The sequence below is a fragment of the Variovorax sp. CF313 genome, from assembly GCF_000282635.1.
In the GTDB taxonomy this organism is placed as follows: Bacteria; Pseudomonadota; Gammaproteobacteria; order Burkholderiales; family Burkholderiaceae_C; genus Variovorax.
This window is the reverse complement of record NZ_AKIW01000074.1, coordinates 25,686-47,419: the sequence shown is the minus strand read 5'-3', so window position 1 is coordinate 47,419 and position 21,734 is coordinate 25,686. Positions and strand designations below refer to the sequence as shown.

Sequence of the window (21,734 nt, the reverse complement as noted above, 5' to 3'; positions counted from 1 at the left end):
GCTCCTCAACCCGAAATGAAAGTAGGCCAGACCTGGATCTGGAGCTTCAGCGCCCAGATGAAGGCCACGTAGCTGCCGGCCGCCAGGATGGTGGAGAGGATCAGCACGTCGCGCAGCTTGAAGTGCTCGCCCGCCATGCTCGAGATGATCGTGAGCGCGTAGATCGCGATGATCATCCCCATCGCCGGCAGCCCGATGCTGGGCAGGCCGCCCAGCAGCACGCCGAAGGCGAGGTTGGCGCCGAGCACGAAGGCCAGCGGCTTCCAGGCCCATTTGCCGATCGGGTCGCCGGTGGGGGTTTCGACCACCAGCGCCTGGAACATGATGATGGCGCCGAGGACGGCCAGCAGGATGCCGAGCATCAGCGGGAAGTAACCCGGTCCCATGCGGGCACCGTTGCCGACGGTGTAGGTGGTGGCGCCTATCGCAAAGGCCCCTCCCACGGCAGTGAACATGACTCCTGAAAAGAAGTCCGCCTGACTCTTGATGCGCATGTCTCGCCCCTCTTATATGAAGGGTCGAGGGTCGTTCTGCGCGGCTGACTGTTGGCTGACCGCGGAGGTACGGACTATTGCTTACCGGGTTTTCATTAGGCCGAGCTGACCAAGGCGCTCGAGCCTGGCGCAGAAACGAAAAAAGCTCCCGAAGGAGCTTTTCATTCAGAAGCCCGAAGGCTCTGGAGGGAAGGGCTTAGTAGCCGCCGCGACCACCGCCGCCGCCGCCGTAGCCGCCGCCACCACCGCTGCGGCCACCGCCGCCGTAGCCGCCGCCACCACCACCGCCGTAGCCGCCACCGCCGCCACCACCACCGTAGCCACCGCCACCACCGGTACGGGGGGGACGAGCTTCCATCGGACGGGCTTCATTCACCGTCAGGGCGCGGCCCTGCAGCGAGTGGCCGTTCATGGCTTCGATGGCTGCCAGTGCTTCGGCATCCGAACCCATTTCGACAAAGCCGAAGCCCTTCGAACGGCCGGTGTCACGTTCCATCATGACCTTGGCGCTGACGATGGCGCCGAACTCGCCGAAGGCTTGTTCCAGATCGTTGTCACGCACGGAGTAGGCGAGGTTGCCTACGTAGAGTTTCTTGCCCATTGAGGGACTCCTAATTCAAACCAACAAGACAAAGCGATGGAGTCCCAGAATCACAACAAACAAAATGCGCTGTGGCGCGAAACTGACCGATCACCGAATTACGTGCACGGGAGACAAAGCTCACAGACACGTAGGCCGGATTATCCGGCCCGATTTACAAAAAGCGTGGGGAAATCGTGTGTTATTGAGAAACATCTCGGCCCGATGGGCGGTTTCGCAACGGTTTCAGCAGGCCGGAGAGCCCGTTGTGGTCTATTTCATGCATCAGCGCGAGCAGCCGGCCAATTTCTCCTGAGGGAAAACCCTCGCGTGCAAACCAGGTCAGGTAATTTCCGGGCAGATCGGCAATCAGCGTGCCCTTGTGCTTGCCGAACGGCATTTGGAGCGTCACCAGGCGCTGCAGGTCTTCGGGTTGCATCGGTGCTCAGCCTCCCGCCCGCTTGACCGTGTGGCCCTGCTTCACCAGCGCCGCGACCACCAGTTCTCGGTGGTCGCCCTGGATCTCGATCACGCCATCCTTCACCGTGCCGCCCGAGCCGCAGGCCGTTTTCAGCTGCTTGCCGAGCGCCGCGAGGCCTTCCGCATCGAGCGCCACGCCCTTGACGACGGTCACGCCCTTGCCCTTGCGTCCCTTGGTTTCGTGCGATACGCGGACAATGCCGTCCGTGGCCGGCAGGCGCGCCTTGAGCTCCTTGCAGCGGCACCGGGCCATGGGCTCGCCGCAGCCGGGGCACATGCGGCCGCCCGCTTCCGTGGAGTACACCAGGGCGCTGCCGGCCTGATTGCGCTGCTGTTTCATCGTCGACATCCGATCCGTCTTTCTTCTCTTCTGTGTCTGCTTACATGCCATTCGACTCACTGGGCCTGGCCCCCGCGCTCGTGCAGGCCGCCGCCGAAAGCGGCTATGCCGCGCCGACCGCCATCCAGGCCGCGGCCATCCCCGCGATTCTGCAAGGCCGCGACCTGCGGGGCTCGGCGCAGACCGGCTCCGGCAAGACCGCTGCATTTTCCCTGCCCCTGCTGCAGCGCCTGGTCGCCGAGCGCGCACAGGGCTCGCGCCGCGTGCGCGCGCTGGTGCTCGTGCCCACGCGCGAGCTCGCGGCCCAGGTGGGCGAGACCATGCGCAGCTTGGCGCAGCACCTGCCCGAGCGCCTGAAGATCGTCGTCGCCTTCGGCGGCGTGTCGATCAACCCGCAGATGATGAGCCTGCGCGGCGGCGCCGACATCGTCGTCGCCACGCCGGGCCGGCTGCTCGACCTCGTCGACCACAACGCGCTCAAGCTCGATGCCGTGTCGACGCTGGTGCTCGACGAGGCCGACCGCCTGTTCGACCTCGGCTTTGCCGAAGAGCTCGGCCGCATCCTCGCGCTCTTGCCGAAGCAGCGCCAGAACCTGCTGTTCTCCGCCACCTTCCCGAGCGCCATCCAGGCGCTGGCCGACGGCATGCTGCGCGATCCGGCCGTCGTCGACGTGCAGGGCGAGCCCGGCACCGAGCCGAACATCGTGCAGCGCGTGATCGAGGTCGACGCCATCCGCCGCACGCAGTTGCTGCGCCATCTGCTGAAGCAGCACGAAGGCGAATGGGATCGCGTGCTGGTCTTCGTCGCCACGCAGCATGCGGCGCAGACCGTGGCCGAGAAGCTCTACAAGAACGGCATCTACGCCGTGCCCTTCCACGGCGACATCGCGCAGGGCACGCGCACCGACATCCTTTCGCAGTTCAAGCAGAGCCGCTGGGACGTGGTGATCGCCACCGACCTCGCAGCGCGCGGCATCGACATCGCGCAGCTGCCCGTGGTCATCAACTACGACCTGCCGCGCTCGCCGACCGACTACATCCACCGCATCGGCCGCACCGGCCGCGCGGGCGAGAGCGGACTGGCGATCAGTTTCGTGAGCGCGGCCACCGAGGCGCACTTCCGGCTGATCGAGAAGCGACAGGGGCTGAGCCTGCCGCGCGAACGCGTCGAAGGCTTCGAGCCGACGGAGGTGGCAGTGCCCGTGGTCGATGCGTCGGGTACCGGCGGCGTCAAGGGCAAGCGGCCGAGCAAGAAGGACAAGCTGCGCGCGGCGGCCGCGCTTGCGGCTGCACGGGGCGAAACGCCCGAGAAGAACGACTGACCCAGTGCCGCGCAGGCTAGGAACGCTTGCCCAGGAAGCTCGTCAGCAGGTCCACCGGCAGCGGAAACACGATGGTCGTGTTCTTGTCCGCGCCGATCACCGTCAGCGTCTCCAGGTAGCGCAGCTGGATGGCCTGCGGCTCCTGCGCCAGCACGCGCGCGGCCTGGAACAGCTTTTCCGAGGCCTGCAACTCGCCCTCGGCGTGGATCACCTTGGCGCGCCGCTCGCGTTCGGCCTCCGCCTGCCGCGCGATGGCGCGCACCATCGATTCGGTGAGGTCGATCTGCTTGATCTCCACGTTCGACACCTTGATGCCCCATGACGCCGTCTGCACGTCCAGCGACTCGCGCACGTCGAGGTTGAGCTTCTCGCGCTCGGCCAGCATGTCGTCGAGCTGGTGCTTGCCGAGCACCGAGCGCAGCGTGGTCTGGGCCAGCTGGCTGGTGGCGTTGAAGAAATCCTTGACCTGGATGATGGCCTTCTCTGCGTCGACGATGCGGAAGTAGACGACCGCGCTGACCTTGACCGACACGTTGTCGCGCGAGATCACGTCCTGCGTCGGCACTTCGAGCACCACGGTGCGCAGGTCGACGCGCACCACCTGCTGGATGGCCGGTATCACGATCACCAGCCCGGGGCCCGCGACCCGCGTGAAACGCCCCAGCGTAAACACGATGCCTCGCTCGTATTCGCGGAAGATCCAGATGGCGGAAAAGGCCAGCATCACCAGCAACACGAGAACGACGGCGCCGATGCCGTAAGTGAAAGAGAACATGGTGGTCTCCTGCGACCCGGCAAGGGCCGCTGGATTGTTCGACACGCGCATGGCGCAAGCGTTCCAGACAGGCACCGAACAGGGATCGGTCCGGCGCCTTTTGTAGGCGTGCGCCTACCAGCCCATCTGCCTGGCCGCCAGTTCCTTCATGATCTCCTCGGCCCCGCCGCCGATCATCATCACCTTCACCTCGCGGTAGATGCGCTCGCTCACCGTGCCGCGCATGAAGCCCATGCCGCCGAGGATCTGCACCGCCTGGTCGGCGCAGAACTGCATGGTCTGCGTCGCATGGTTCTTCAGCATGCAGACCTGCGCGACCCATTCGGGTGCGTTGAAGCGCCCGGCCGCTTCGTGCGCGTCGCCTTCGGCCGAAACCGCCTCGATCCACGCCTCGGTGGAGGCGATGCGCATCTGCATGTCGACCAGCTTGTGGCGCACCGCCTGGTGCTCGATGAGCGCGGCACCGAATGTCCTGCGATCGCGCGCCCAGGCCAGCGCCTCGTCGAGGCAGGCCTGCGAGAAGCCGAGTGCGCCCGCCGCGAGCCCGATGCGCTCGCCGTTGAAGTTGCCCATGACCATGCGGAAGCCCGCACCTTCGTTGCCGAGCAGGTAGCGCGCCGGCACGCGCACGTTGTCGAAATGCAGCGTCGCGGTGTCGGAGCACAGCCAGCCCATCTTCGCGAGGCGCGTGCGCGAAAGGCCGGGCGCATCGCCGGGCACGAGGAGCATCGAGATGCCGCTCGCGCCGCGCCCTTCGCCGGTGCGCACGGCCACCGTGATCCAGTCGGCGCGCATGCCCGAGGTGATGAAGGTCTTCTCGCCGTTCACCACGTAGTGATCGCCCTCGCGCCTTGCGGTGGTGCGCAGCGCGGCCACGTCGGAGCCCCCGCCGGGCTCGGTGATGGCGAGCGCGGCGATCTTCTCGCCGCGCAGCACCGGCGGCACGACCTCGCGGCGCACCGCATCGCCCGCATGCAGCACCACGGGCGGCAATCCAATGTTGTGCGAGAACAGGCTTGCGAGCACACCGCCGCTCTTGCCGTGGCGCGCGAGTACGACCCATGCGGGCAGCTTGAGCGAATACGAGGCGGGCGTACCGCCCAGGTCTTCGGGGTAACCCAGTCCGAGCAATCCCAGTTCGGCGGCGCGTGCGTAGAGCGCGCGCGGAAACTCGCCCGCTTCGTCCCAGGCCTGCACGTTCGGCGCGATCTCGCTTTCGGCAAGGCGCCGCACCGTGTCGGCGAGCGCCGCGCGGTCGGCTTGCAGTTCGGCGTCCATGGGCGCCTCAGCCGCGCGGCGGCCGCTTCGCGATGCCCATTGTCTTTGCGAGGATGCCGAGCATGACCTCGTCCGCGCCACCGCCGATGGAGCCGAGCCGGCCGTCGCGGTACAGGCGCGAGACGCGGTTCTCGAGCGTGAAGCCCATGCCGCCCCAGAACTGCAGGCAGGTGTCGGCCACCTGCCGCGTGAGGCGGCCGGTCTTGAGCTTGGCCATCGACGCGAGCTCGAGAACGTCCTCGCCCTGCACATGCAGGTCGCAGGCACGGTAGGTCAGCGCGCGCAGCGCTTCCACCTCGGTCTTGAGTTCGGCCAGCTTGAACTGCACCCACTGCTGGTCGGCCAGCGTGGCGCCGAACATGTGGCGCTGCTGCGCCCACTCGATGGTCTGCGCGATGCAGTCTTCCATCGGCTCCAGCGAACTCGCGGCGGCCCACAGGCGCTCTTCCTGGAACTGCTGCATCTGGTAGACGAAGCCCTGGCCTTCCTCGCCGATGCGAAAGCGTTGCGGCACACGCACGTTGTCGAAGTAGATGAGCCCGGTGTCGCTAGAGTTCATGCCGATCTTGCGGATCTTCTTCGCCTTCTCGATGCCGGGGCTGTCCATCGGCACCATCACGAGCGACTTGTTGCGGTGAACCGGTCCGTCGCTGGTGTTGACCAGCATGCACATCCAGTCGGCCTGCAGGCTGTTGGTGATCCACATCTTCTGGCCGCTGATGAGGTAGTCGTCGCCGTCCTTGCGCGCGTGGCTCTTGAGGCCCGCCACATCGCTGCCCGCGCCGGGCTCGCTCACGCCGATGCAGCCGACCGTGTCGCCGGCAATGGCGGGCACGAGGAATTCGTGGCGCAGTTCGTCGCTGCCGAAGCGCGCGAGCGCGGGCGTGCACATGTCGGTCTGCACGCCGATGGCCATCGGCACGCCGCCGCAACTCACGTGGCCGAGCGCCTCGGCCATCGCCATCGCATACGAGTAGTCGAGCCCCGCGCCGCCGAAGGCCTCGGGCTTGTTCAGCCCCAGCATGCCCAGGTTGCCGAGCTTCTTGAAGACCTCGTGCGCGGGGAAGATCTCTGCCTCTTCCCATTCGTCCACGTGCGGGTTGATCTCTTCGTCGATGAAGCGGCGCAGGGTCTTCTGGATCTCGAGGTGTTCGTGGGTGTACTGCATGTCGCTTGTCTCCAATCAGTCGTTGGGCTCGTCGTTCTGGAACACGCGCGGCGTCTGTGCGAGGTGAAAGCCGTCGAAAGGCCTTACCGCCGCGCGCTGCTGTGTCTGCGCATCGGGAATCTCCATTGGCCAGCCCATGCGCACCTGCGGCCGCGCGCCGTCCACGCGCAGCACGCTGCCGCTGATGAAGCTGGCAGCGGGGCTCAGCAGGAAGGCGATGGCGGCGGAGGTCTCGGCCTCGTTGCCGAAACGGCCCGCCGGCACGGTGTTGCGCATGGCGCGCAACATGCCGCCGGCCTCGGGCGGGTAATGGTCCATGCCGCTGGACGCGATGTAGCCCGGCGCCACCGCGTTCACGCGCACGCCGCTCGCGGCCCATTCGAGCGCGGCGGTCTCGGTGAAGCTCACCATGCCGGCGCGCGCCGCGCCGCTGTGGCCCATGTTGGGCATCGAGCCCCAGATATCGGCCACGATGTTGACGATGGCGCCGCCGTTGGCCTGCATGCTTTGCACGTAGCACTCGCGCGCGACCAGGAAGCCGCCCGTGAGGTTGGTGTGGATCACCGCCTCCCAACCCTTGGCCGTGATCGCGGCGAGCGGCGTGATGTACTGGCCGCCCGCGTTGTTCACCAGGCCGTCGATGCGGCCGTGGGTGGAAATGACAGCGGCGATGGCCGCGCGCACCGCTTCCTCCTGCCGGATGTCGAAGGCCTGCGTGGTTGCCTTGCCGCCGCTGGCTTCGATCTCGGCCTTCACCTGCTCGAGCTTCTCGGGCTTGCGGCCGACCAGCACCACCTGCGCGCCGAGCGCGGCAAGCTCGTGCGCGGTGCAGCGGCCGATGCCGGAGCCGCCGCCGGTGACAACGATGACCTGTCCGTCGAACAGGCCGGGCGCGAAGACGGAGCGGTAGCGGGAGGAGGGGGCGTTCATGCGAATGACCTTCGGAAATTGGCAGGAGCCGTCGCCGTCATGCGTCCGCGACCTGCGCGACCACATGGCGCGCGGCCACCTGCGCGCCCACCGCGACATGCAGGGCGACGCGGCCGGCGCGCGGCGCGCAATGGACGTGCTCCATCTTCATCGCCTCGAGCGTGACCAGCGGCTGGCCCGCAGCGACCGCATCGCCTTCGGCCACGAGCAGCGCGATCACCCGGCCGTTCATGGAGGCGCGCAGCAGGCCGTCGCTGTCGGTGCCGTCGGTGCGCGCCACCGCGACGTGCGTGAGGTTCTCCAATCGGAACGACTGGCCGCGAAAGTGGAAATCCACGCGTTCGGCTTGCCGCGCGACGAACGCCTGCTCGGCCAGCCCGCCGCACGAGAAGCGCAGGCCGCCGTCGCCAGGCAGTGCGAGCAATGCGAGCTGCACGGGGGCTGCGCCGTCCAGTGCGATGTCGAATCGGCCGGCACCACGCGGTGTCACGCGGGCCGCACGCACCACGCCGTCGAGCGAGAAGCGCAGGGAATTGGGAAGCTTGTGCGCCAGCGGCGAGGGCCGGCCGCGCTCGCCCAGTTGCAGCAACAGCGCCGCCAGCAATGCAGCGCGGGTTTCGTTGACGGCATCCGCGGCAAGCAGCGATTCGAGGTGATCGCCGATGAAGGCGGTCGTTGCCGCGCCGCTCGCGAACACATCGTGCGACAGTGCACGCTGCAGCAGTTGCTGGTTGGTCGAGAGGCCGAGCGCCACCGTGTCCTGCAGGCCCGCGGCCAGCCGCTGCCGGGCTTCCTCGCGCGTGCGGCCGTGCGCCACGAGCTTGGCAATCATCGAGTCGTAGAAGGGCGGCACGGCGGCACCGTCGCGCAAGGCGTGCTCGGTGCGCAGCGCGGGCGAAGGCCGCCATGCCGCGAGCGCACCACTTTGCGGCAGGAAGCCCTGCCGTGGGTCTTCGGCGCACAGACGCACCTCGATGGCGTGGCCGGCGATGCGCACGTCCTGCTGCGTCAAGGGCAGGGGCTCACCGGCCGCGACGCGCAATTGCAGCTCGACCAGGTCGAGGCCCGTCACTGCTTCGGTCACCGGGTGCTCCACCTGCAGGCGCGTGTTCATTTCCATGAACCAGTACTGGCCCTCTGCATCGAGCAGAAATTCCAATGTGCCCGCGCCTTCGTAGGCGATGGCTTTCGCCGCCGCGACGGCGGTCGCGCCCATGCGTTCGCGCAGCGCGTCGGACACGGCCGGCGAGGGCGCTTCCTCGATCACCTTCTGGTGCCGCCGCTGCACCGAGCAGTCGCGTTCGCCGAGGTGGATGACGTTGCCGTGCCGGTCGGCGAACACCTGGATCTCGATGTGGCGCGGCGCGATGATGGCGCGCTCCAAGATCACGGAGGCATCGCCGAAGGCATTGAGCGCTTCGGATTGCGCGCTGTGCAACTGCTCGGCGAAGTTGGCCGCCGAGGTGATGAGCCGCATGCCGCGCCCGCCGCCGCCCGCGGTCGCCTTGATCATCACGGGCCAGCCGATGCGCGCCGCCTCGGCCGCGAGCTTTTCCGTGCGCTGGTCTTCGCCCTGGTAGCCCGGAATGCATGGCACGCCCGCCGCCTGCATCAGCCGCTTGGCGCCGGCCTTGTCGCCCATCGCGCGGATGGCTTCGGGCGATGGCCCGATGAAGGCCAGCCCCGTATCGCGGCAGGCCTGTGCGAATGCCGCGTTCTCCGCGAGGAAGCCGTAGCCCGGGTGCACCGCATTGGCGCCGCTCGCATGCGCGGCCTCGACGATCGCGGCGATGTTCAGGTAGCTCTGCGCGGGCAGCGACTCGCCGATCCACACCGCCTCGTCGGCCTGCCGCACGTGTTCAGCATCCGCGTCGGCGCTCGAATACACGGCCACCGTGCGGCAGCCCATGGCGCGCGCGGTGCGCATCACGCGCACCGCGATCTCGCCGCGGTTCGCGATCAGGATCTTGTGGAACGCGCTGCTCATGGCCGTGCCACCGAGAACTGCATGGCCTGCGGCACGCGCGCATCGGCATCGCGGCACACGGAAAGAACTTCGGCCAGCACTGCGCGCGTGTCGCGTGGATCGATCACGCCGTCGTCCAGCAGCAGCGCGCTGGTCGTGAACACGCTCATCTGGCTCTCGAAGCGCTCGACGACCTGCTGCTGCATCGCCTCGATCTTCGCGTGATCGACCGCGCCCTTTCGTGCCATGCCGGCCTCCATCACGATGGCCATGGTCTTCGCCGCCTGCTCGCCGCCCATCACCGCGGTGCGCGCGTTGGGCCACGAGAAGCAGAAGCGCGGCGCGAAGCCGCGGCCGCACATGCCGTAGTTGCCGGCGCCGTACGAGGCGCCGCAATGCAGCGTGATCTGCGGCACCGTCGCGCTGGTCACGGCCTGGATCATCTTCGCGCCATGCTTGATGATGCCGGCCTCCTCGTGCGCGCGGCCCACCATGTAGCCCGTGATGTTCTGCAGGTAGACGATGGGCGTGCGCGACTGGCAGCAGGCCTGGATGAAGTGCGTGGCCTTGGTCGCGCCGTCGGAGTCGATGGGGCCGTTGTTGGTGACGATGCCCACCGCATGCCCTTCGAGCCGGATGTGGCCGCAGACGGTGGCGCTGCCGTAGTGCTCGCCGAACGCCAGGAACTCGGAGCCGTCGGCGATGCGCGCGATGACTTCGCGCATGTCCACCGGCCGGCGGCCGTCGCTCGGCATGATGCCGAGCAGGTCTTCGGCGTCGTAGCGCGGCGGCGCGAACCGGCGCGGCTCTTCGTCGCGCGCCCAGTCGATGCCGCCGAGGATGGCGCGCGCGATGCGGATGGCGTCGCGGTCGTCTTCCGCCAGGTAGTCGCCCAGGCCCGAGATGTGCGTGTGCATTACGGCGCCGCCCAGCTCTTCTTCGGTCGCGATCTCGCCGGTGGCCGCCTTCAGCAGCGGCGGCCCCGCGAGAAAGGCCCGCGTGCGGTCGCGCACCATCACGATGTAGTCGGACAGCCCGGTCTGGTAGGCGCCGCCCGCGGTCGAGGAGCCGTGCGTCACCGTCACCACCGGCAGCCCCGCGGCCGACAGCCGCGCGAGGTTGCGGAAGATGTTGCCGCCGCGCACGAAGTCCTGCACGCGGTATTGCATGAGGTTGGCGCCGGCGCTTTCCACCAGCTGCACGTAGGGCAGCTTGTTCTCGAGCGCGATCTCCTGCACGCGCAGCTGCTTGTCCAGGCCCATGGGCTGCAGCGCGCCGGCATCGATGCCCGAGTCGGAGGCGCTGACCATGCAGCGCACGCCCGACACCTGGCCGATGCCGGAGATCAGGCCGCCGCCCGGCACGCTCCTGGCCAGATCGGGGTCGTCATGCCCCAGCCCCGCGAGCGAGGCCAGCGGCAGGAAGGGCGCGCCCGTGTCGAGCAGCAGCGCGAGGCGCTCGCGCGGCAGCAGCTGTCCGCGCTTGGCGAAGCGCTCGGCCGAGGCGCCGGAGGCGGCCACGGCGCGGGCCTCGTGCCCGCGCACCTGGCCGAGCAGCGCGAGCATGCCGGTGCGGTTGGCCTGGAAGGTGTCGCTGGCCGTTTGCAGCCGGGATTCGATGACTGGCATGTGGAGTCCGTGCAGGTCGCTTGTTTTCGCTCTGCATCGACTCTAGGGGGCGGGCGCCGCCCCCGCTTGCGCTTACTGGCTGGCCGCAGGGAGGTCAGCTTGCGCGGGCGCGCCGCGCGGCCACCGGGGCGTCGAGGCTGCTGCCGGTGACCACCCAGTAGATGAAGATCAGCACCGCGCCGGCCGTGCCGAACACCGTGAGGCCCATGTAGCTGCCGCCGATGGCCAGCGCGTCAGTGGGCGCCGTGGCGATGCACACCATGCTGGCCGCGCTCATGCCCACGTAGTGCATGGTGCAGACCGCCACGCCCATCACCACGGCCGCCGCAACCTTGTGCGTGAACTTGCGCAGGTTGAACGCCAGCCACAGGGCCGCGCCGGCGGCGGTGACGGCGATCAGCACCGACAGCCCGACCCTCGTCAGGTCGAAGTCCATCGAGGCGCGCATGTTCATCGCGAACATGCCCATGTAGTGCATCACGCAGACACCGATGCCGGCCAGCAGGCTGCCGCCGAGCCACCCCGATTTGCTGAACTTGCGCCGTCCGCCGGCCATGTAGAGGGCAATGCCGGAGATCAGGATGGCCGCCACCAGCGACACCACCGTGAGCGGCATGTTGTACGAGATGGCCACCGGCAGGCGGTACGCCAGCATGCCGATGAAGTGCATCGACCAGATGCCGATGCCGCCCAGTGCCACTGCTGCGCAGGCCACGACGGCGAGGTTGGGTTTGCCGTCCGCCCCGACCATGCGGCCGGCGCAGATGAGGGCCACCAGCGAGCCCGCGAAAGAAATGACGAACGAAAGCGCGACCATGCCCAGTGCGTACTCGGGCGACAGAAGTTGGCCTGTGACGAGCGGTGTCATGCGATGTCCCTTTCAAGAAAAAGAGCGCCTCGCGGACTCCCCATCACCGGATGCGATCGGGACGCTGCAAGACGTCCCGCGCAGTCTGTAATATTTGTTTTTAAAAGTAAATCGAAATCTAAACTTTTCGTTACGCTACCTTACGGGCCGAATTCGATATATCGCATTGTTGCGATCGGCAGCCATGTAGATCGTGCCGTCGCGGCTCACTGCAACGCCTGTCACCACATAGGGCGGGGGCAGTCCCGGCCCGGGCGCGAGGCCGATCGGCAGGTTCTCGGCGACCGTCCGGCGCGTGCCGTTCACGGGGTCGATTTCCACCAGCCGGCGCGCCGCGCTCTCTGCCACGATGAAGCTGCCCCACGGCGTTTGCGCCAGCCCCTCGGGCAGCGCCAGCCCGTCGGCCACGGTGCGCAGCGGCGCACTGGCGTCCAGCGGAATGCGCAAGAGCTTGCCGGCGGCCTCGGTCACGTAGAGCGCGCCGTCTCGGCCGACGACCATCTGCACCGGGCCGTTCAAGCCGCTAGCAAGCACTGACTTTTCGGAGAACTTCGGTCCACTGGCGCGGGTGATGCTGCCGGTGGCGATCTCGGCGTAGATCACGCTGCCGTCGGGCATGGGGATGGCGTCGAACGGCGCTTTCAGGCCGTGAATGGTTTCGACGGTCTTCAGCGTCTGGCGGTCGACCAGCTGCACCGTGCCCGTGAACCACGAGCTCAGCGCGAAGAGCCTGGCCGAAAGCCCGACCGCGAACGGATAGTCGAGGTCGGGGTCGCGCTGCATGCGGAACACGTCGCGCACCTCGCCGGTGCGCACGTCGACCTGGCGAAAGCCGAAGACGTCGGCCACCCAGAGGTCGTTGCCGTCGATCTTCATGCCGGCCGGCACGGCCAACTTGCCGCTGGTGAGCGTGCGCAGGTCACCGGTGGCGGGGTTGAAGGCCTGCACCTCGTTGTTCGCCATGTTGGAGACGTAGATGGTTCCGTCCGGCGCGATGGCGAGGTTGTCGAGCGAGGGCCGCAGCTGTTTCGCGACGGTCTTGCGGCCGGTGGCGAGGTCCACCCGCACCAGCTCGCCGCTGCGCGCATCGACCACCCAGAGGTTGCCCTTGCCGTCGAGGTTGGCGGCGGCCGGGATCTTGAAGCCATCGGCGATCACGGTCATGGCGCCGTTCGCCGGGTCGATCTTCACGACCTGGCCCTTGAACCAGAGCGGCCCGTAGAGCATGCCGTCAGACCCCACCTCGAAGCCGTTGAAGCCGCCCATGTCCTTCTTGATGAGCCGCGGCGGCTTCTGGCCTTCGCGGTCGATCTCCCACAGCGCGTCGCCCAGGAACACCTGCGAGGCGTAGAGCCTGCCGTTGCGGCGGTCGAAGTCGAGCGAGTTGAGGCCGGGCAGGTCCTTGGCGAGCACGCGCATGGGCGCGGCGTCGCTCTCGCGGTAGCGCAGCATGCCCATGAGGTAGTTGGTCCAGGCCAGCTCGCCCTTCGGGCCGACGGCGATGTCGTCGGCCTGGCCCTCGGGCGCGTCGATCAGCACCTTGGCTGCGCCGGTGCTGCGGTCGACCTCCCACAGCGTGTTGCCGAGCACCGAGCCGGCGAGCAGCCGGCCCTTGGCGTCGATGGCCAGCCCATGCACCCCCGCGAAGGACGACGGGGCGACCAGCGCCTCGGGCGGGCCCCAGGAAGCGGGCCGCGTGGCCGATGGCGGCGCGAGGCTGCCGCAGGCGCCCAGCAGGGCGAGGGTGGCGGTCAGCGCGAGGGCGCCGAGGCTGCTTCGACGGGGCATGGTGCGTGTCTCCTCTGGTTGATCGATGCGCGAAACAGTCTAGGAGGCGGGAGGGGCCGCGGGGTCTCTCCGGAGACAGGATGCGGACTTTCGTCCGCTGTGGATTACCCGGGGCCGCTCAGCCGCGCAGCAGCTGCGTGACCGTGTGGATCAGCAGTCCCACGAGCCCGCCCACCAGCGTGCCGTTGATGCGGATGAACTGCAGGTCGCGCCCGATGTGGCGCTCCAGCTCGAGCGTCATTTCCTGAGCGTTCCACTCGCCCACGCGTTCCTCGATGTAGCGGCGGATGTCTTCTCGGTAGCGCTCGATGGCCAGCGGCGCGGCCGCCTCGATCTGCTCGTTGATCCAGCGGCGGATGGCCTCGTCGCCCTGCAGCCGCGTGCCCAGCGCGCCGGCCATCGAGGCGATGCGCCGGCGGATGGTCGAGTCGCCGCGGCCCAGGTCGTCGTGCAGCCACGCCAGCAGCTCGCCCCACAGGCCATGCAGGTAGTCGCCCAGGGCCGGGTGCGCGACGAGCTCGGCGCGGATCTGCTCGCCGCGCTGCTGGAACTCGGGGTCGAGCTTCAGGCGCACCACGAAGTCGTCGACGAAGTGATCGAAGCGCCTGCGCATCGGATGGTCGGGCTCGGCCGCCAGCTCGCCGATGGTGCGCGCCACGGCTGCGACGATCTTGCGCGTGGCCAGCTTGGCGGCCACCTGGTCGAGGCCGACGTAGCGCAGCGTCTTGATCTCGCGCGCGATGGCCTCGGTGATGTGCGCCTGCACCTCGTCGCCTTCGAGCAGGCCGGCCACCTGCTGCAGCACGTCGTCGAGCAGGGCCTGGTGGCGTCCGCCGGCGGTGAGCGCGTCGAGCGCCTGGCCGGCGAGGCGCGAGAGATCGATCTTCTCGAGGCCCGCCGCGGCGGCACGCCCCAGGAAGTCGCGCACCCGCTCGTCGTCGAAGGCCGAGAGCCCGTAGCGCGTGGCGGCCACGCCCCATTCGCCGAGCTTCTCGCCGCTCGCGGGCCGGGCCAGCCAGTCGGCGATGCGCCTGGCCGCATCGAATTCCCGCAGCTTCCCGAGCACCTGCCCGGTGCTCAGGAAGTTGTCGCAGATGAAGCCCGCGAGCTTGGCGCCGATGCGGTCCTTGTTGCTCGGGATGATGGCGGTGTGCGGAATCGGCAGGCCCAACGGATGGCGAAACAGCGCCACCACCGCGAACCAGTCGGCAATGGCGCCGACCATCGCGGCTTCGGAGAAGGCGGCGACGTAGCCCCACGCCGGGTGCTGCGCGTGCAGTGCACTGGCCACTGCGTAGAGCACGGCGGCGCCGCACAGCAGGCCGAGGGCGACGCGCTTCATGCGCTGCAGTGGGGTGCTGCTTTCGGTCAATTCAAGCCCGTCAGTCTTCCATCGCACAGCCGCGATGCTCCGGGGTGCGTGCACAGGGCACCCGGTACTCCCCTCCGCGAATGTCCCCCGTCGGCGTGAGCGCGCCCCGAACGACGCCCCGGAAAGCAACGTCCCATCTCAGCCGATGGCAGAAGAAGAAGCCAGCCGCTCCATGAACAGCTCGCAGCGCGCCAGCTGCTCGAGGCTCACGTACTCGTCGGGCTGGTGCGCCTGCTCGATGCTGCCCGGACCGCACACCACCGTGGGGATGCCGGCGTTCTTGAACAGGCCCGCTTCGGTGCCGAAGGCCACCAGCGTGGTGCGATCCTCGCTTGCCAGGCGCTGCGCCAGCAGCGTGACGGGGTCGTTGGCAGAGCCCAGGAAGCTCGGGATCTCGCAGATGGTCTCGAAGCTGAAGCCCGCATCGGGCGCCACCTTCTTCATCGCGGGCTCGATGCTGCCCGCGTAGGCCACCACGTCGGCCTGCATGCGCTTCGCATCGGCGGTCGGCAGGTCGCGGAACTCGTAGCGGAACTCGGCGTCGCGCGGCACCACGTTGTCGGCGATGCCGCCGTGGAACTGGCCCACGCTCGCGGTACTGAATGGCACGTCGAAGCCCTCGTAGCGCGGCTCGCTGCGCTCGAAGCCTTCCGCCATGTCGCGCACCTTGCCGATCACGCGCGCCGCCATCTCGATGGCATTGACCGACTTCGGCGTGAGCGACGAATGCGCCTCCTTGCCGCGCACGCAGCACTTGTAGCGGTAGACGCCCTTGTGCGCGATGGCGGGCACCATGCTGGTGGGTTCGCCCACGATGCAGGCCAGCGGCTTGATGTTGGCTTCGCGCATGTCGGCGATGAGTTCCTTCACGCCGAAGCAGCCGATCTCTTCCTCGTAGCTGAATGCGAAGTGCACCGCGAAGGGCGAGTCGCTTTCCAAAAAGCGCTTCGCGTTCGACAGCGCGATGGCGATGAAGCTCTTCATGTCGGCCGAGCCGCGGCCGTACAGCCGCTCGTCGCGCACCACGGCGGAGAGCGGGTCGACGCTCCAGTCCTGCCCGTCCCACGGCACCGTGTCGGTGTGGCCCGAGACGATCACGCCGGCCGGCTTGCCTTCGCCCAGCGTGGCGAACAGGTTCGCCTTGGTGCGCTCGGCGTTGTAGGTGATGCGGCTCTTGACGCCCAGGGCCGCGAGGTGGCTCTGCGCGAAGTCGATCAGTTGGAGGTTGCTGTTGGCACTGACGGTGTTCATGCGCACCAGGGTCTGGGCCAGCAGCAGGCTTTGGGGGGAAAGCGTATGGAGCATGCAACACATTCTCCAGGAAGTCGGCGCCGCGCGAGCGTGGGTGCCGAAGCTGTCACGCGAAGCGGTTACCCTGCGCCTCTTCATTCGGACGGAGAAACCACGACCATGCGCACCCTTCAGATCGCCCTGACCGCCACAGCCGCCCTTTGCGTGGCAGCCTGCAGCAGCACCGGACCCTCCAGCAACAAGCTGCTGACGCTCGACGGCAACCCGCCGCTGGTCATCGCCCACCGCGGCGCATCGGGCTATCTGCCGGAAGAAACGCTCGAAGCCTATGCGCGCGCCATCGAACTCGGCGCCGACGTGATCGAGATGGACCTGGTCTCCACCAAGGACGGCGTGCTCATCGCCCGCCACGACCCCAACCTCGCCATCAGCACCGACGTGGCCAAGCACCCCCGCTTCGCTTCGCGCAAGAAGACCATCAAGGTCGACGGCGAGACCCAGACCGGCTGGTTCAGCAACGACTTCACGCTGGCCGAGATCAAGACCCTGGGCGGCATCTCCACCGATGCCGAGCGCCCGCAGGAGTTCAACGGCAAGTACAAGATCCCGACCTTCCAGGAGATCATCGATTTCGCCAAGGCGAAGTCGAAGGAAACCGGCCGCACCATCGCCATCTACCCCGAGACGAAGAACCCGACCTACTTCCGCGACCTGGGCCTGCCGCTGGAAGACAAGGTCATCGCGGCCATCAACGCCGCCGGCTGGAACAGCAAGACCGCGCCCATCTACGTGCAGTCGTTCGAGCCGGGCAGCCTGAAATACATGAAGAGCAAGGGCCTGAACACGAAGATCGTCCAGCTGATCGACGGCGACAGCGTCGACCTGAAGACCGGCGCGGTGACCTTCGCCGTGCCCAGCGACCGCCCCTACGACTGGACCAAGGCCGGCGACAAGCGCAACTTCGACGCCATGGTCACGCCCGCGGGCCTGGCCGAGATCAAGACGTATGCCGACGGCATCGGCCCCTGGAAGCGCTACATCGTGAGCGTCAAGGGCACCATCGGCGCCGACGGCAAGCCGGTGGACGTCAACAAGGACGGCAAGATCAACGACGCCGACGCCACCTCCACGGCACCCACCTCGCTGATCGCCGACGCGCACAAGGCGGGCCTGTTCGTGCACCCCTTCACCTTCCGCAACGAGTCGCGCCGCCTGGCCTCCGACTACAACAAGGACGGCAGGAACGAATACGGCGTGTACTACAAGCTCGGCGTGGACGGTGTGTTCACCGACTTCACCGACACTGCGCTGGCCGCGCGCGCCGACTACCTGAAGAGCATCGGCCGCTGAACGCGGGGCGTCGTCCAGACATGAGCGCCGACCTGTCCCCGCGCGACCTCGAACTGCTTCTCATGGCCATCCGGCTGTCGGACGAATCGAAGGCGCGTGGGCGCCATCCCTTTGCCGCGCTGGTGGCGAACGAGCACGGCGAAGTCGTGGCCACCGCGGGCAACAACTCGATGCCGCCCGAGGGCGACCCCACGCAGCATGCCGAGCTGGCGGCAGCGGCGCAGGCCGCGCGCCTGCTTACGCCCGGGCAACTGGAGCGCTGCACGCTGTACACCAGCGCCGAGCCCTGCTGCATGTGCGCGGGCGCCATCTACTGGACGAACATCGGGCGGGTGGTCTACGCGCTGTCCGAGCACGCGCTGCTCGGCCTGACCGGCGACCATCCCGAGAACCCGACCTTCTCGCTGCCCTGCCGCGAGGTCTTTGCGCGCGGGCAGCGGCGCGTCGAGGTGGTGGGGCCGCTGCTGGAGGAAGAAGCCTCCGCGCCGCACATCGGCTTCTGGACCGCCGGGCACTGAATACCGGATAACGAGGCTTTGCGGGTGCCTCGAAACGCCGGAGTGGATAGACTGGCGTTTTGAGACGACCACGCCATGAAACTCATCGACTCGCTCGTCACGCAGGCCGCCGGCATCGCCGCCGTCCGACGTGACCTCCACGCCCATCCCGAACTCTGCTTCGAAGAAATCCGCACCGCCGACGTGGTGGCAGGCAAGCTCACCGAATGGGGCATTCCCATCCACCGCGGCCTGGGCACCACCGGGGTGGTGGGCATCGTGAAGAACGGCACCAGCAGCCGCGCCGTGGGCCTGCGCGCCGACATGGACGCGCTGCCCGTCACCGAGCTCAACACCTTCGCCCACGCCAGCAAGCACCACGGCAAGATGCACGCCTGCGGGCACGACGGCCACACCGCCATGCTGCTGGCGGCCGCGCAGCACCTGGCGAAGCACCGCAACTTCGACGGCACCGTGTACCTGATCTTCCAGCCGGCCGAAGAGGGCGGCGGCGGTGCCCGCGAAATGATCAAGGAAGGGCTGTTCGAGCAGTTCCCCATGGACGCCGTTTTCGGCATGCACAACTGGCCCGGCATGAAGGCCGGCCAGTTCGCCGTGAGCCCCGGTCCGGTGATGGCCTCGGGCAACAAGTTCTTCGTCAACGTGATCGGCAAGGGCGGCCACGCCGCGCTGCCGCAGACCGGCATCGACCCGGTGCCGATCGCCTGCGAGATCGTGCAGGCCTTCCAGACCATCCTCACGCGCAAGATGAAGCCGACCGATTCGGCCGTCATCTCCGTCACTACCATCCACGCCGGCGAAGCCAACAACGTGATTCCCGACAACTGCGAGCTGTCGGGCACGGTGCGCACCTTCTCGATCGAGGTGCTCGACATGATCGAGGCGCGCATGAAGCAGATCTGCGACCACATCTGCGCGGCGCACGACGCCACCTGCGACTTCCGTTTCGAGCGCTACTACCCGCCCACCGTCAACACCGAGGCCGAGGCCGACTTCGCGCGCCGCGTGATGGGCGGCATCGTCGGCCCCGAGAACGTGCTGAAGCAGGAGGCCGCCATGACCTCGGAAGACTTCGCCTTCATGCTCCAGGCCAAGCCGGGCGCGTACGCCTTCATCGGCAACGGCGACGGCACGCACCGCGACGTGCACCACGGCGAAGGCCCGTGCACCCTGCACAACGCGAGCTACGACTTCAACGACGATCTCATCCCGCTGGGTGCCACCTGCTGGGTGCAGATCGCCGAGCAGTTCCTCAAGCCCGGCGGCGCAAGCGCCTGATCGCCACATGATCGGAATCGCCGAAGCCTTCTCGCCGCGCTATGCCCAGGCGCGCCAGAAGTTCCTGCAGGGTTGCGTGAGTGCCGGCCTCTCGGTCGAGCCGCATGCGCATCCGCTCAAGGGGCGCGACGGCGAAGACCTGTCGATGGACGTCGCGCTCGACGGCGACGCGAACGCGCAGAACCTGCTGATCGTCACCAGCGCCTGCCACGGCGTCGAGGGCCACTGCGGCAGCGGCGTGCAAGTGTTCGCGCTGCACGACGCCGAATGGCGCGAGAAGGCGAAGGCGCAGGGCGTGGCGGTGCTGTATGTGCACGCGCTCAATCCGCACGGCTTTTCGCACGGCCGTCGCGTGACGCACGAGAACGTCGACCTGAACCGCAATTTCATCGATTTCTCGAAGCCGGTGCCGGTCAACGAGCCCTACGCCAAGCTGCACGAGCTGCTGCTGCCCGCCACCTGGCCGCCCACCCCCGAGAACCAGGCGGCGGTCGCCAAGTGGATCGAGAAGCACGGCGCCACTGCCTTCCAGGCGGCAGTGACCAGCGGGCAGTACCAGTTCGACGACGGCCTGTTCTTCGGCGGCAGGGCGCCGACCTGGAGCAACAAGACGATTCGCAGCGTGCTGAAGCGCCATGCGGGCAATGCTCGGCGCATCGCCTGGATCGACCTGCACACGGGGCTCGGCCCCAACGGGCTGGGCGAACGCATCTTCGCCGGCCGCGACGACAAGGCCGCCTATGCTCGCGCCAATGCATGGTGGGGCACGCCGGCCGCGCCCGTCACCTCGATCTACGACGGTTCTTCGACATCGGCGCTGCTGCGCGGGATGATGTGGGATTCGGCGTACGAGGAATGCCCGCAGGCCGAGTACACCGGCATCGCGCTCGAATACGGCACGCTGCCGATGCTCGAAGTGACCGGCGCCCTGCGCGCCGACCACTGGCTGTACAAGCATCCCGAGGCGCCGGCCGATCTGGCCGACGGCATCCGCGCGCGGATGCTCGAGGCGTTCTATACCGACACCGATGCCTGGCGCGGGCAGATCGTCAGCCAGGCTCGGCAGGCGATGTTCCAGGCTGTGGATGGCCTGACGGCCTGACCCACCCCCCGGGGCTTCGCGCACTTCGTGTCGCTAAGGGGGCAATACCTGCGGCCCGGCAAAGCCGGTTCCGCGGTATTCCACGAAAGAAGTTCAGGTCCTGACGCGGCCGTCGCCCGTCAGCATCGACAGCTCGACGAACTTCGAGCCCACGTGGTTCCTGGCCGAGAACGACACCTCGAAGCCGCCGAACTGCTGGCGGTCGATGCTTTCGAGCCCTGCGATCAGGCTCTCGCGCGTGGGCTTGCCCGGCGCCTTGCGCAGGCCCTCGGTCAGCACCTTCGCGGCCAGGTAGCCTTCCATGCTCGAAAAATTGGCGCTCGCGCCGCCGCCGGCCTTGCGCACCGCGTCGGTGAACTCGCGCGCCAGCGCATTGGCCGCGTTGTAGGGCGAGGGCACCACCTGCGTCACCATCACGCCGGCCGCATCCTTGCCCAACTCGTCCGCCAGCGCCTGCGTGCCAACGAAAGACATGTTGAAGAAAGTGCCGCCGTAGCCCGCCTTGCGCGCCTCGCGGATGAAGGCCGCGCAAGCCTTGTACGCGCCAACCTGCACCACCGCGTCGGGCCGGGCCGCCACCAGGGTCTTCACTGCCTGCGCCACGTCGGCCGAGTTGCGCTCCACCGTGGCCAGCGCCACCGGCTTGAGCTGCTGTTCGCCGAGCGCGAGCGTCACGCCGTCGAGCCCGGCCTTGCCGTAGGCGTCGTTCTGGTAGAAGACCGCGATCTTCTTCAGGCCCAGGTGCGTGAGCTGCTTCACCATCAGCGCGGTCTCGTCGTTGTACGAGGCGCGCAGGTGGAACACGTTCTTCTGGAAAGGCTCGCGCAGCGACATCGCGCCGGTGAGCGGTGCGATGAACGGCACCTTGTCCTTCACCGCCAGCGGCAGCGCGGCCAGGCTGGTCGGCGTGCCGACGTAGCCGAAGAGGGCGAACACGTCCTCTTCGATCAGCTTCTGCGTGTTGGCGGCGCAGCGCTCGGGCTCGTAGCCGTCGTCGAGGTTCTTGATCACCACGTCGCGGCGGCCCGGCTGGGCGTTGTAGGCATCCAGGAACAGCTTGGCGCCCTGGTGGAACTGGATGCCCAGCTGCGCCGCCGGCCCGGTGAACGGCGCCGACTGGCCCAGCACCAGCGGCGTGTCGCCCTGCGCCCGCGCAATGCCGAAGCCACCCAGCGTGGCGGCCGCGCCAGCGGCCAGGGAAAAACGTCGTCGATTCATCATGTCCAAAACCCACTCCTGCGCTCTG

The 21,734-nt window shown here is 68.0% G+C and carries 20 protein-coding genes; 5 read left to right on the top strand and 15 right to left on the bottom strand.

Annotation, left to right across the window (positions count from 1 at the left end):
* Nucleotides 1-5: 5 nt before the first annotated feature.
* The 4 genes from PMI12_RS18380 to PMI12_RS18365 form a co-directional block, all read right to left on the bottom strand.
* Nucleotides 6-494, bottom strand: coding sequence for a tripartite tricarboxylate transporter TctB family protein (locus tag PMI12_RS18380; protein WP_007835454.1), 489 nt, complete (start codon nucleotides 492-494; stop codon nucleotides 6-8).
* A gap of 196 nt (nucleotides 495-690) precedes the next feature.
* Complete coding sequence (locus tag PMI12_RS18375; protein ID WP_007835453.1) at nucleotides 691-1,095, bottom strand: RNA recognition motif domain-containing protein; 405 nt, start codon at nucleotides 1,093-1,095, stop codon at nucleotides 691-693.
* Between the two features lie 181 nt (nucleotides 1,096-1,276).
* Nucleotides 1,277-1,513, bottom strand: a complete 237-nt coding sequence (locus PMI12_RS18370; protein ID WP_007835452.1) for a DUF3820 family protein — start codon at nucleotides 1,511-1,513, stop codon at nucleotides 1,277-1,279.
* 6 nt (nucleotides 1,514-1,519) lie between these two features.
* Nucleotides 1,520-1,894 carry a translation initiation factor Sui1 gene (locus PMI12_RS18365; protein WP_007835451.1) on the bottom strand — a complete coding sequence of 125 codons (375 nt, stop codon included), beginning with the start codon at nucleotides 1,892-1,894 and terminating at the stop codon, nucleotides 1,520-1,522.
* Nucleotides 1,895-1,938: 44 nt separating this feature from the next.
* On the opposite strand from PMI12_RS18365, the gene PMI12_RS18360 reads away from it, so the two are divergent.
* On the top strand, nucleotides 1,939-3,216 hold the full coding sequence (locus PMI12_RS18360; protein ID WP_007835450.1) for a DEAD/DEAH box helicase: 1,278 nt from the start codon (nucleotides 1,939-1,941) through the stop codon (nucleotides 3,214-3,216).
* 16 nt (nucleotides 3,217-3,232) lie between these two features.
* On the opposite strand, the gene PMI12_RS18355 is transcribed toward PMI12_RS18360, so the two are convergent.
* From PMI12_RS18355 to argE, 10 genes are all read right to left on the bottom strand, one after another.
* A complete protein-coding gene (locus tag PMI12_RS18355) occupies nucleotides 3,233-3,940 on the bottom strand; it encodes a slipin family protein (protein WP_413331817.1) in 708 nt (235 codons plus the stop codon).
* 165 nt (nucleotides 3,941-4,105) lie between these two features.
* Nucleotides 4,106-5,269 (bottom strand): acyl-CoA dehydrogenase family protein, encoded by a 1,164-nt coding sequence (locus PMI12_RS18350; RefSeq protein WP_007835446.1) that lies wholly within the window; start codon nucleotides 5,267-5,269, stop codon nucleotides 4,106-4,108.
* Between the two features lie 7 nt (nucleotides 5,270-5,276).
* Nucleotides 5,277-6,437: an acyl-CoA dehydrogenase family protein gene (locus tag PMI12_RS18345; protein WP_007835443.1), complete on the bottom strand. Its 1,161-nt coding sequence runs from the start codon at nucleotides 6,435-6,437 to the stop codon at nucleotides 5,277-5,279.
* A 15-nt stretch (nucleotides 6,438-6,452) separates the two neighbouring features.
* Nucleotides 6,453-7,367, bottom strand: coding sequence for an SDR family oxidoreductase (locus PMI12_RS18340; RefSeq protein ID WP_007835441.1), 915 nt, complete (start codon nucleotides 7,365-7,367; stop codon nucleotides 6,453-6,455).
* Between the two features lie 37 nt (nucleotides 7,368-7,404).
* Nucleotides 7,405-9,354 carry an acetyl/propionyl/methylcrotonyl-CoA carboxylase subunit alpha gene (locus PMI12_RS18335; protein WP_007835440.1) on the bottom strand — a complete coding sequence of 650 codons (1,950 nt, stop codon included), beginning with the start codon at nucleotides 9,352-9,354 and terminating at the stop codon, nucleotides 7,405-7,407.
* Nucleotides 9,351-10,961, bottom strand: coding sequence for an acyl-CoA carboxylase subunit beta (locus PMI12_RS18330; protein ID WP_007835439.1), 1,611 nt, complete (start codon nucleotides 10,959-10,961; stop codon nucleotides 9,351-9,353). Before PMI12_RS18330 ends, PMI12_RS18335 begins: the two co-directional genes overlap by 4 nt.
* Before the next feature lie 94 nt (nucleotides 10,962-11,055).
* On the bottom strand, nucleotides 11,056-11,829 hold the full coding sequence (locus PMI12_RS18325; RefSeq protein WP_007835438.1) for an MHYT domain-containing protein: 774 nt from the start codon (nucleotides 11,827-11,829) through the stop codon (nucleotides 11,056-11,058).
* Between the two features lie 135 nt (nucleotides 11,830-11,964).
* Nucleotides 11,965-13,617 carry a hypothetical protein gene (locus PMI12_RS18320; protein ID WP_007835437.1) on the bottom strand — a complete coding sequence of 551 codons (1,653 nt, stop codon included), beginning with the start codon at nucleotides 13,615-13,617 and terminating at the stop codon, nucleotides 11,965-11,967.
* 118 nt (nucleotides 13,618-13,735) lie between these two features.
* Complete coding sequence (locus PMI12_RS18315; protein ID WP_007835435.1) at nucleotides 13,736-14,959, bottom strand: DUF445 domain-containing protein; 1,224 nt, start codon at nucleotides 14,957-14,959, stop codon at nucleotides 13,736-13,738.
* A gap of 168 nt (nucleotides 14,960-15,127) precedes the next feature.
* Nucleotides 15,128-16,294, bottom strand: a complete 1,167-nt coding sequence (gene argE / locus PMI12_RS18310) for an acetylornithine deacetylase (protein ID WP_007835430.1) — start codon at nucleotides 16,292-16,294, stop codon at nucleotides 15,128-15,130.
* Between the two features lie 105 nt (nucleotides 16,295-16,399).
* Between argE and PMI12_RS18305 the strand changes: the two genes are divergently transcribed.
* The 4 genes from PMI12_RS18305 (at nucleotide 16,400) to PMI12_RS18290 (ending at nucleotide 20,488) form a co-directional block, all read left to right on the top strand.
* A complete protein-coding gene (locus PMI12_RS18305; RefSeq protein ID WP_007835428.1) occupies nucleotides 16,400-17,590 on the top strand; it encodes a glycerophosphodiester phosphodiesterase in 1,191 nt (396 codons plus the stop codon).
* A gap of 20 nt (nucleotides 17,591-17,610) precedes the next feature.
* The gene (locus tag PMI12_RS18300; protein WP_007835427.1) at nucleotides 17,611-18,108 is read left to right on the top strand and encodes a nucleoside deaminase; all 498 of its coding nucleotides are present in this window, start codon (nucleotides 17,611-17,613) and stop codon (nucleotides 18,106-18,108) included.
* Nucleotides 18,109-18,183: 75 nt separating this feature from the next.
* Entirely contained in the window at nucleotides 18,184-19,386 is a 1,203-nt protein-coding gene (locus PMI12_RS18295; RefSeq protein WP_007835424.1) for a M20 aminoacylase family protein, read from the top strand.
* Between the two features lie 7 nt (nucleotides 19,387-19,393).
* Nucleotides 19,394-20,488 (top strand): M14 family metallopeptidase, encoded by a 1,095-nt coding sequence (locus tag PMI12_RS18290; RefSeq protein WP_007835423.1) that lies wholly within the window; start codon nucleotides 19,394-19,396, stop codon nucleotides 20,486-20,488.
* Between the two features lie 93 nt (nucleotides 20,489-20,581).
* On the opposite strand, the gene PMI12_RS18285 is transcribed toward PMI12_RS18290, so the two are convergent.
* Nucleotides 20,582-21,709 (bottom strand): ABC transporter substrate-binding protein, encoded by a 1,128-nt coding sequence (locus PMI12_RS18285; RefSeq protein ID WP_007835421.1) that lies wholly within the window; start codon nucleotides 21,707-21,709, stop codon nucleotides 20,582-20,584.
* Nucleotides 21,710-21,734: the final 25 nt, after the last annotated feature.

Excerpts from the sequence above, each read along its gene's own strand:
- PMI12_RS18380 (WP_007835454.1), bottom strand. The coding sequence starts at position 494 with ATGCGCATCAAGAGTCAGGCGGACTTCTTTTCAGGAGTCATGTTCACT.
- PMI12_RS18375 (WP_007835453.1), bottom strand. The coding sequence starts at position 1,095 with ATGGGCAAGAAACTCTACGTAGGCAACCTCGCCTACTCCGTGCGTGAC.
- PMI12_RS18370 (WP_007835452.1), bottom strand. The coding sequence starts at position 1,513 with ATGCAACCCGAAGACCTGCAGCGCCTGGTGACGCTCCAAATGCCGTTC.
- PMI12_RS18365 (WP_007835451.1), bottom strand. The coding sequence starts at position 1,894 with ATGAAACAGCAGCGCAATCAGGCCGGCAGCGCCCTGGTGTACTCCACG.
- PMI12_RS18360 (WP_007835450.1), top strand. The coding sequence starts at position 1,939 with ATGCCATTCGACTCACTGGGCCTGGCCCCCGCGCTCGTGCAGGCCGCC.
- PMI12_RS18355 (WP_413331817.1), bottom strand. The coding sequence starts at position 3,940 with ATGCTGGCCTTTTCCGCCATCTGGATCTTCCGCGAATACGAGCGAGGC.
- PMI12_RS18350 (WP_007835446.1), bottom strand. The coding sequence starts at position 5,269 with ATGGACGCCGAACTGCAAGCCGACCGCGCGGCGCTCGCCGACACGGTG.
- PMI12_RS18345 (WP_007835443.1), bottom strand. The coding sequence starts at position 6,437 with ATGCAGTACACCCACGAACACCTCGAGATCCAGAAGACCCTGCGCCGC.
- PMI12_RS18340 (WP_007835441.1), bottom strand. The coding sequence starts at position 7,367 with ATGAACGCCCCCTCCTCCCGCTACCGCTCCGTCTTCGCGCCCGGCCTG.
- PMI12_RS18335 (WP_007835440.1), bottom strand. The coding sequence starts at position 9,354 with ATGAGCAGCGCGTTCCACAAGATCCTGATCGCGAACCGCGGCGAGATC.
- PMI12_RS18330 (WP_007835439.1), bottom strand. The coding sequence starts at position 10,961 with ATGCCAGTCATCGAATCCCGGCTGCAAACGGCCAGCGACACCTTCCAG.
- PMI12_RS18325 (WP_007835438.1), bottom strand. The coding sequence starts at position 11,829 with ATGACACCGCTCGTCACAGGCCAACTTCTGTCGCCCGAGTACGCACTG.
- PMI12_RS18320 (WP_007835437.1), bottom strand. The coding sequence starts at position 13,617 with ATGCCCCGTCGAAGCAGCCTCGGCGCCCTCGCGCTGACCGCCACCCTC.
- PMI12_RS18315 (WP_007835435.1), bottom strand. The coding sequence starts at position 14,959 with ATGAAGCGCGTCGCCCTCGGCCTGCTGTGCGGCGCCGCCGTGCTCTAC.
- argE (WP_007835430.1), bottom strand. The coding sequence starts at position 16,294 with ATGCTCCATACGCTTTCCCCCCAAAGCCTGCTGCTGGCCCAGACCCTG.
- PMI12_RS18305 (WP_007835428.1), top strand. The coding sequence starts at position 16,400 with ATGCGCACCCTTCAGATCGCCCTGACCGCCACAGCCGCCCTTTGCGTG.
- PMI12_RS18300 (WP_007835427.1), top strand. The coding sequence starts at position 17,611 with ATGAGCGCCGACCTGTCCCCGCGCGACCTCGAACTGCTTCTCATGGCC.
- PMI12_RS18295 (WP_007835424.1), top strand. The coding sequence starts at position 18,184 with ATGAAACTCATCGACTCGCTCGTCACGCAGGCCGCCGGCATCGCCGCC.
- PMI12_RS18290 (WP_007835423.1), top strand. The coding sequence starts at position 19,394 with ATGATCGGAATCGCCGAAGCCTTCTCGCCGCGCTATGCCCAGGCGCGC.
- PMI12_RS18285 (WP_007835421.1), bottom strand. The coding sequence starts at position 21,709 with ATGATGAATCGACGACGTTTTTCCCTGGCCGCTGGCGCGGCCGCCACG.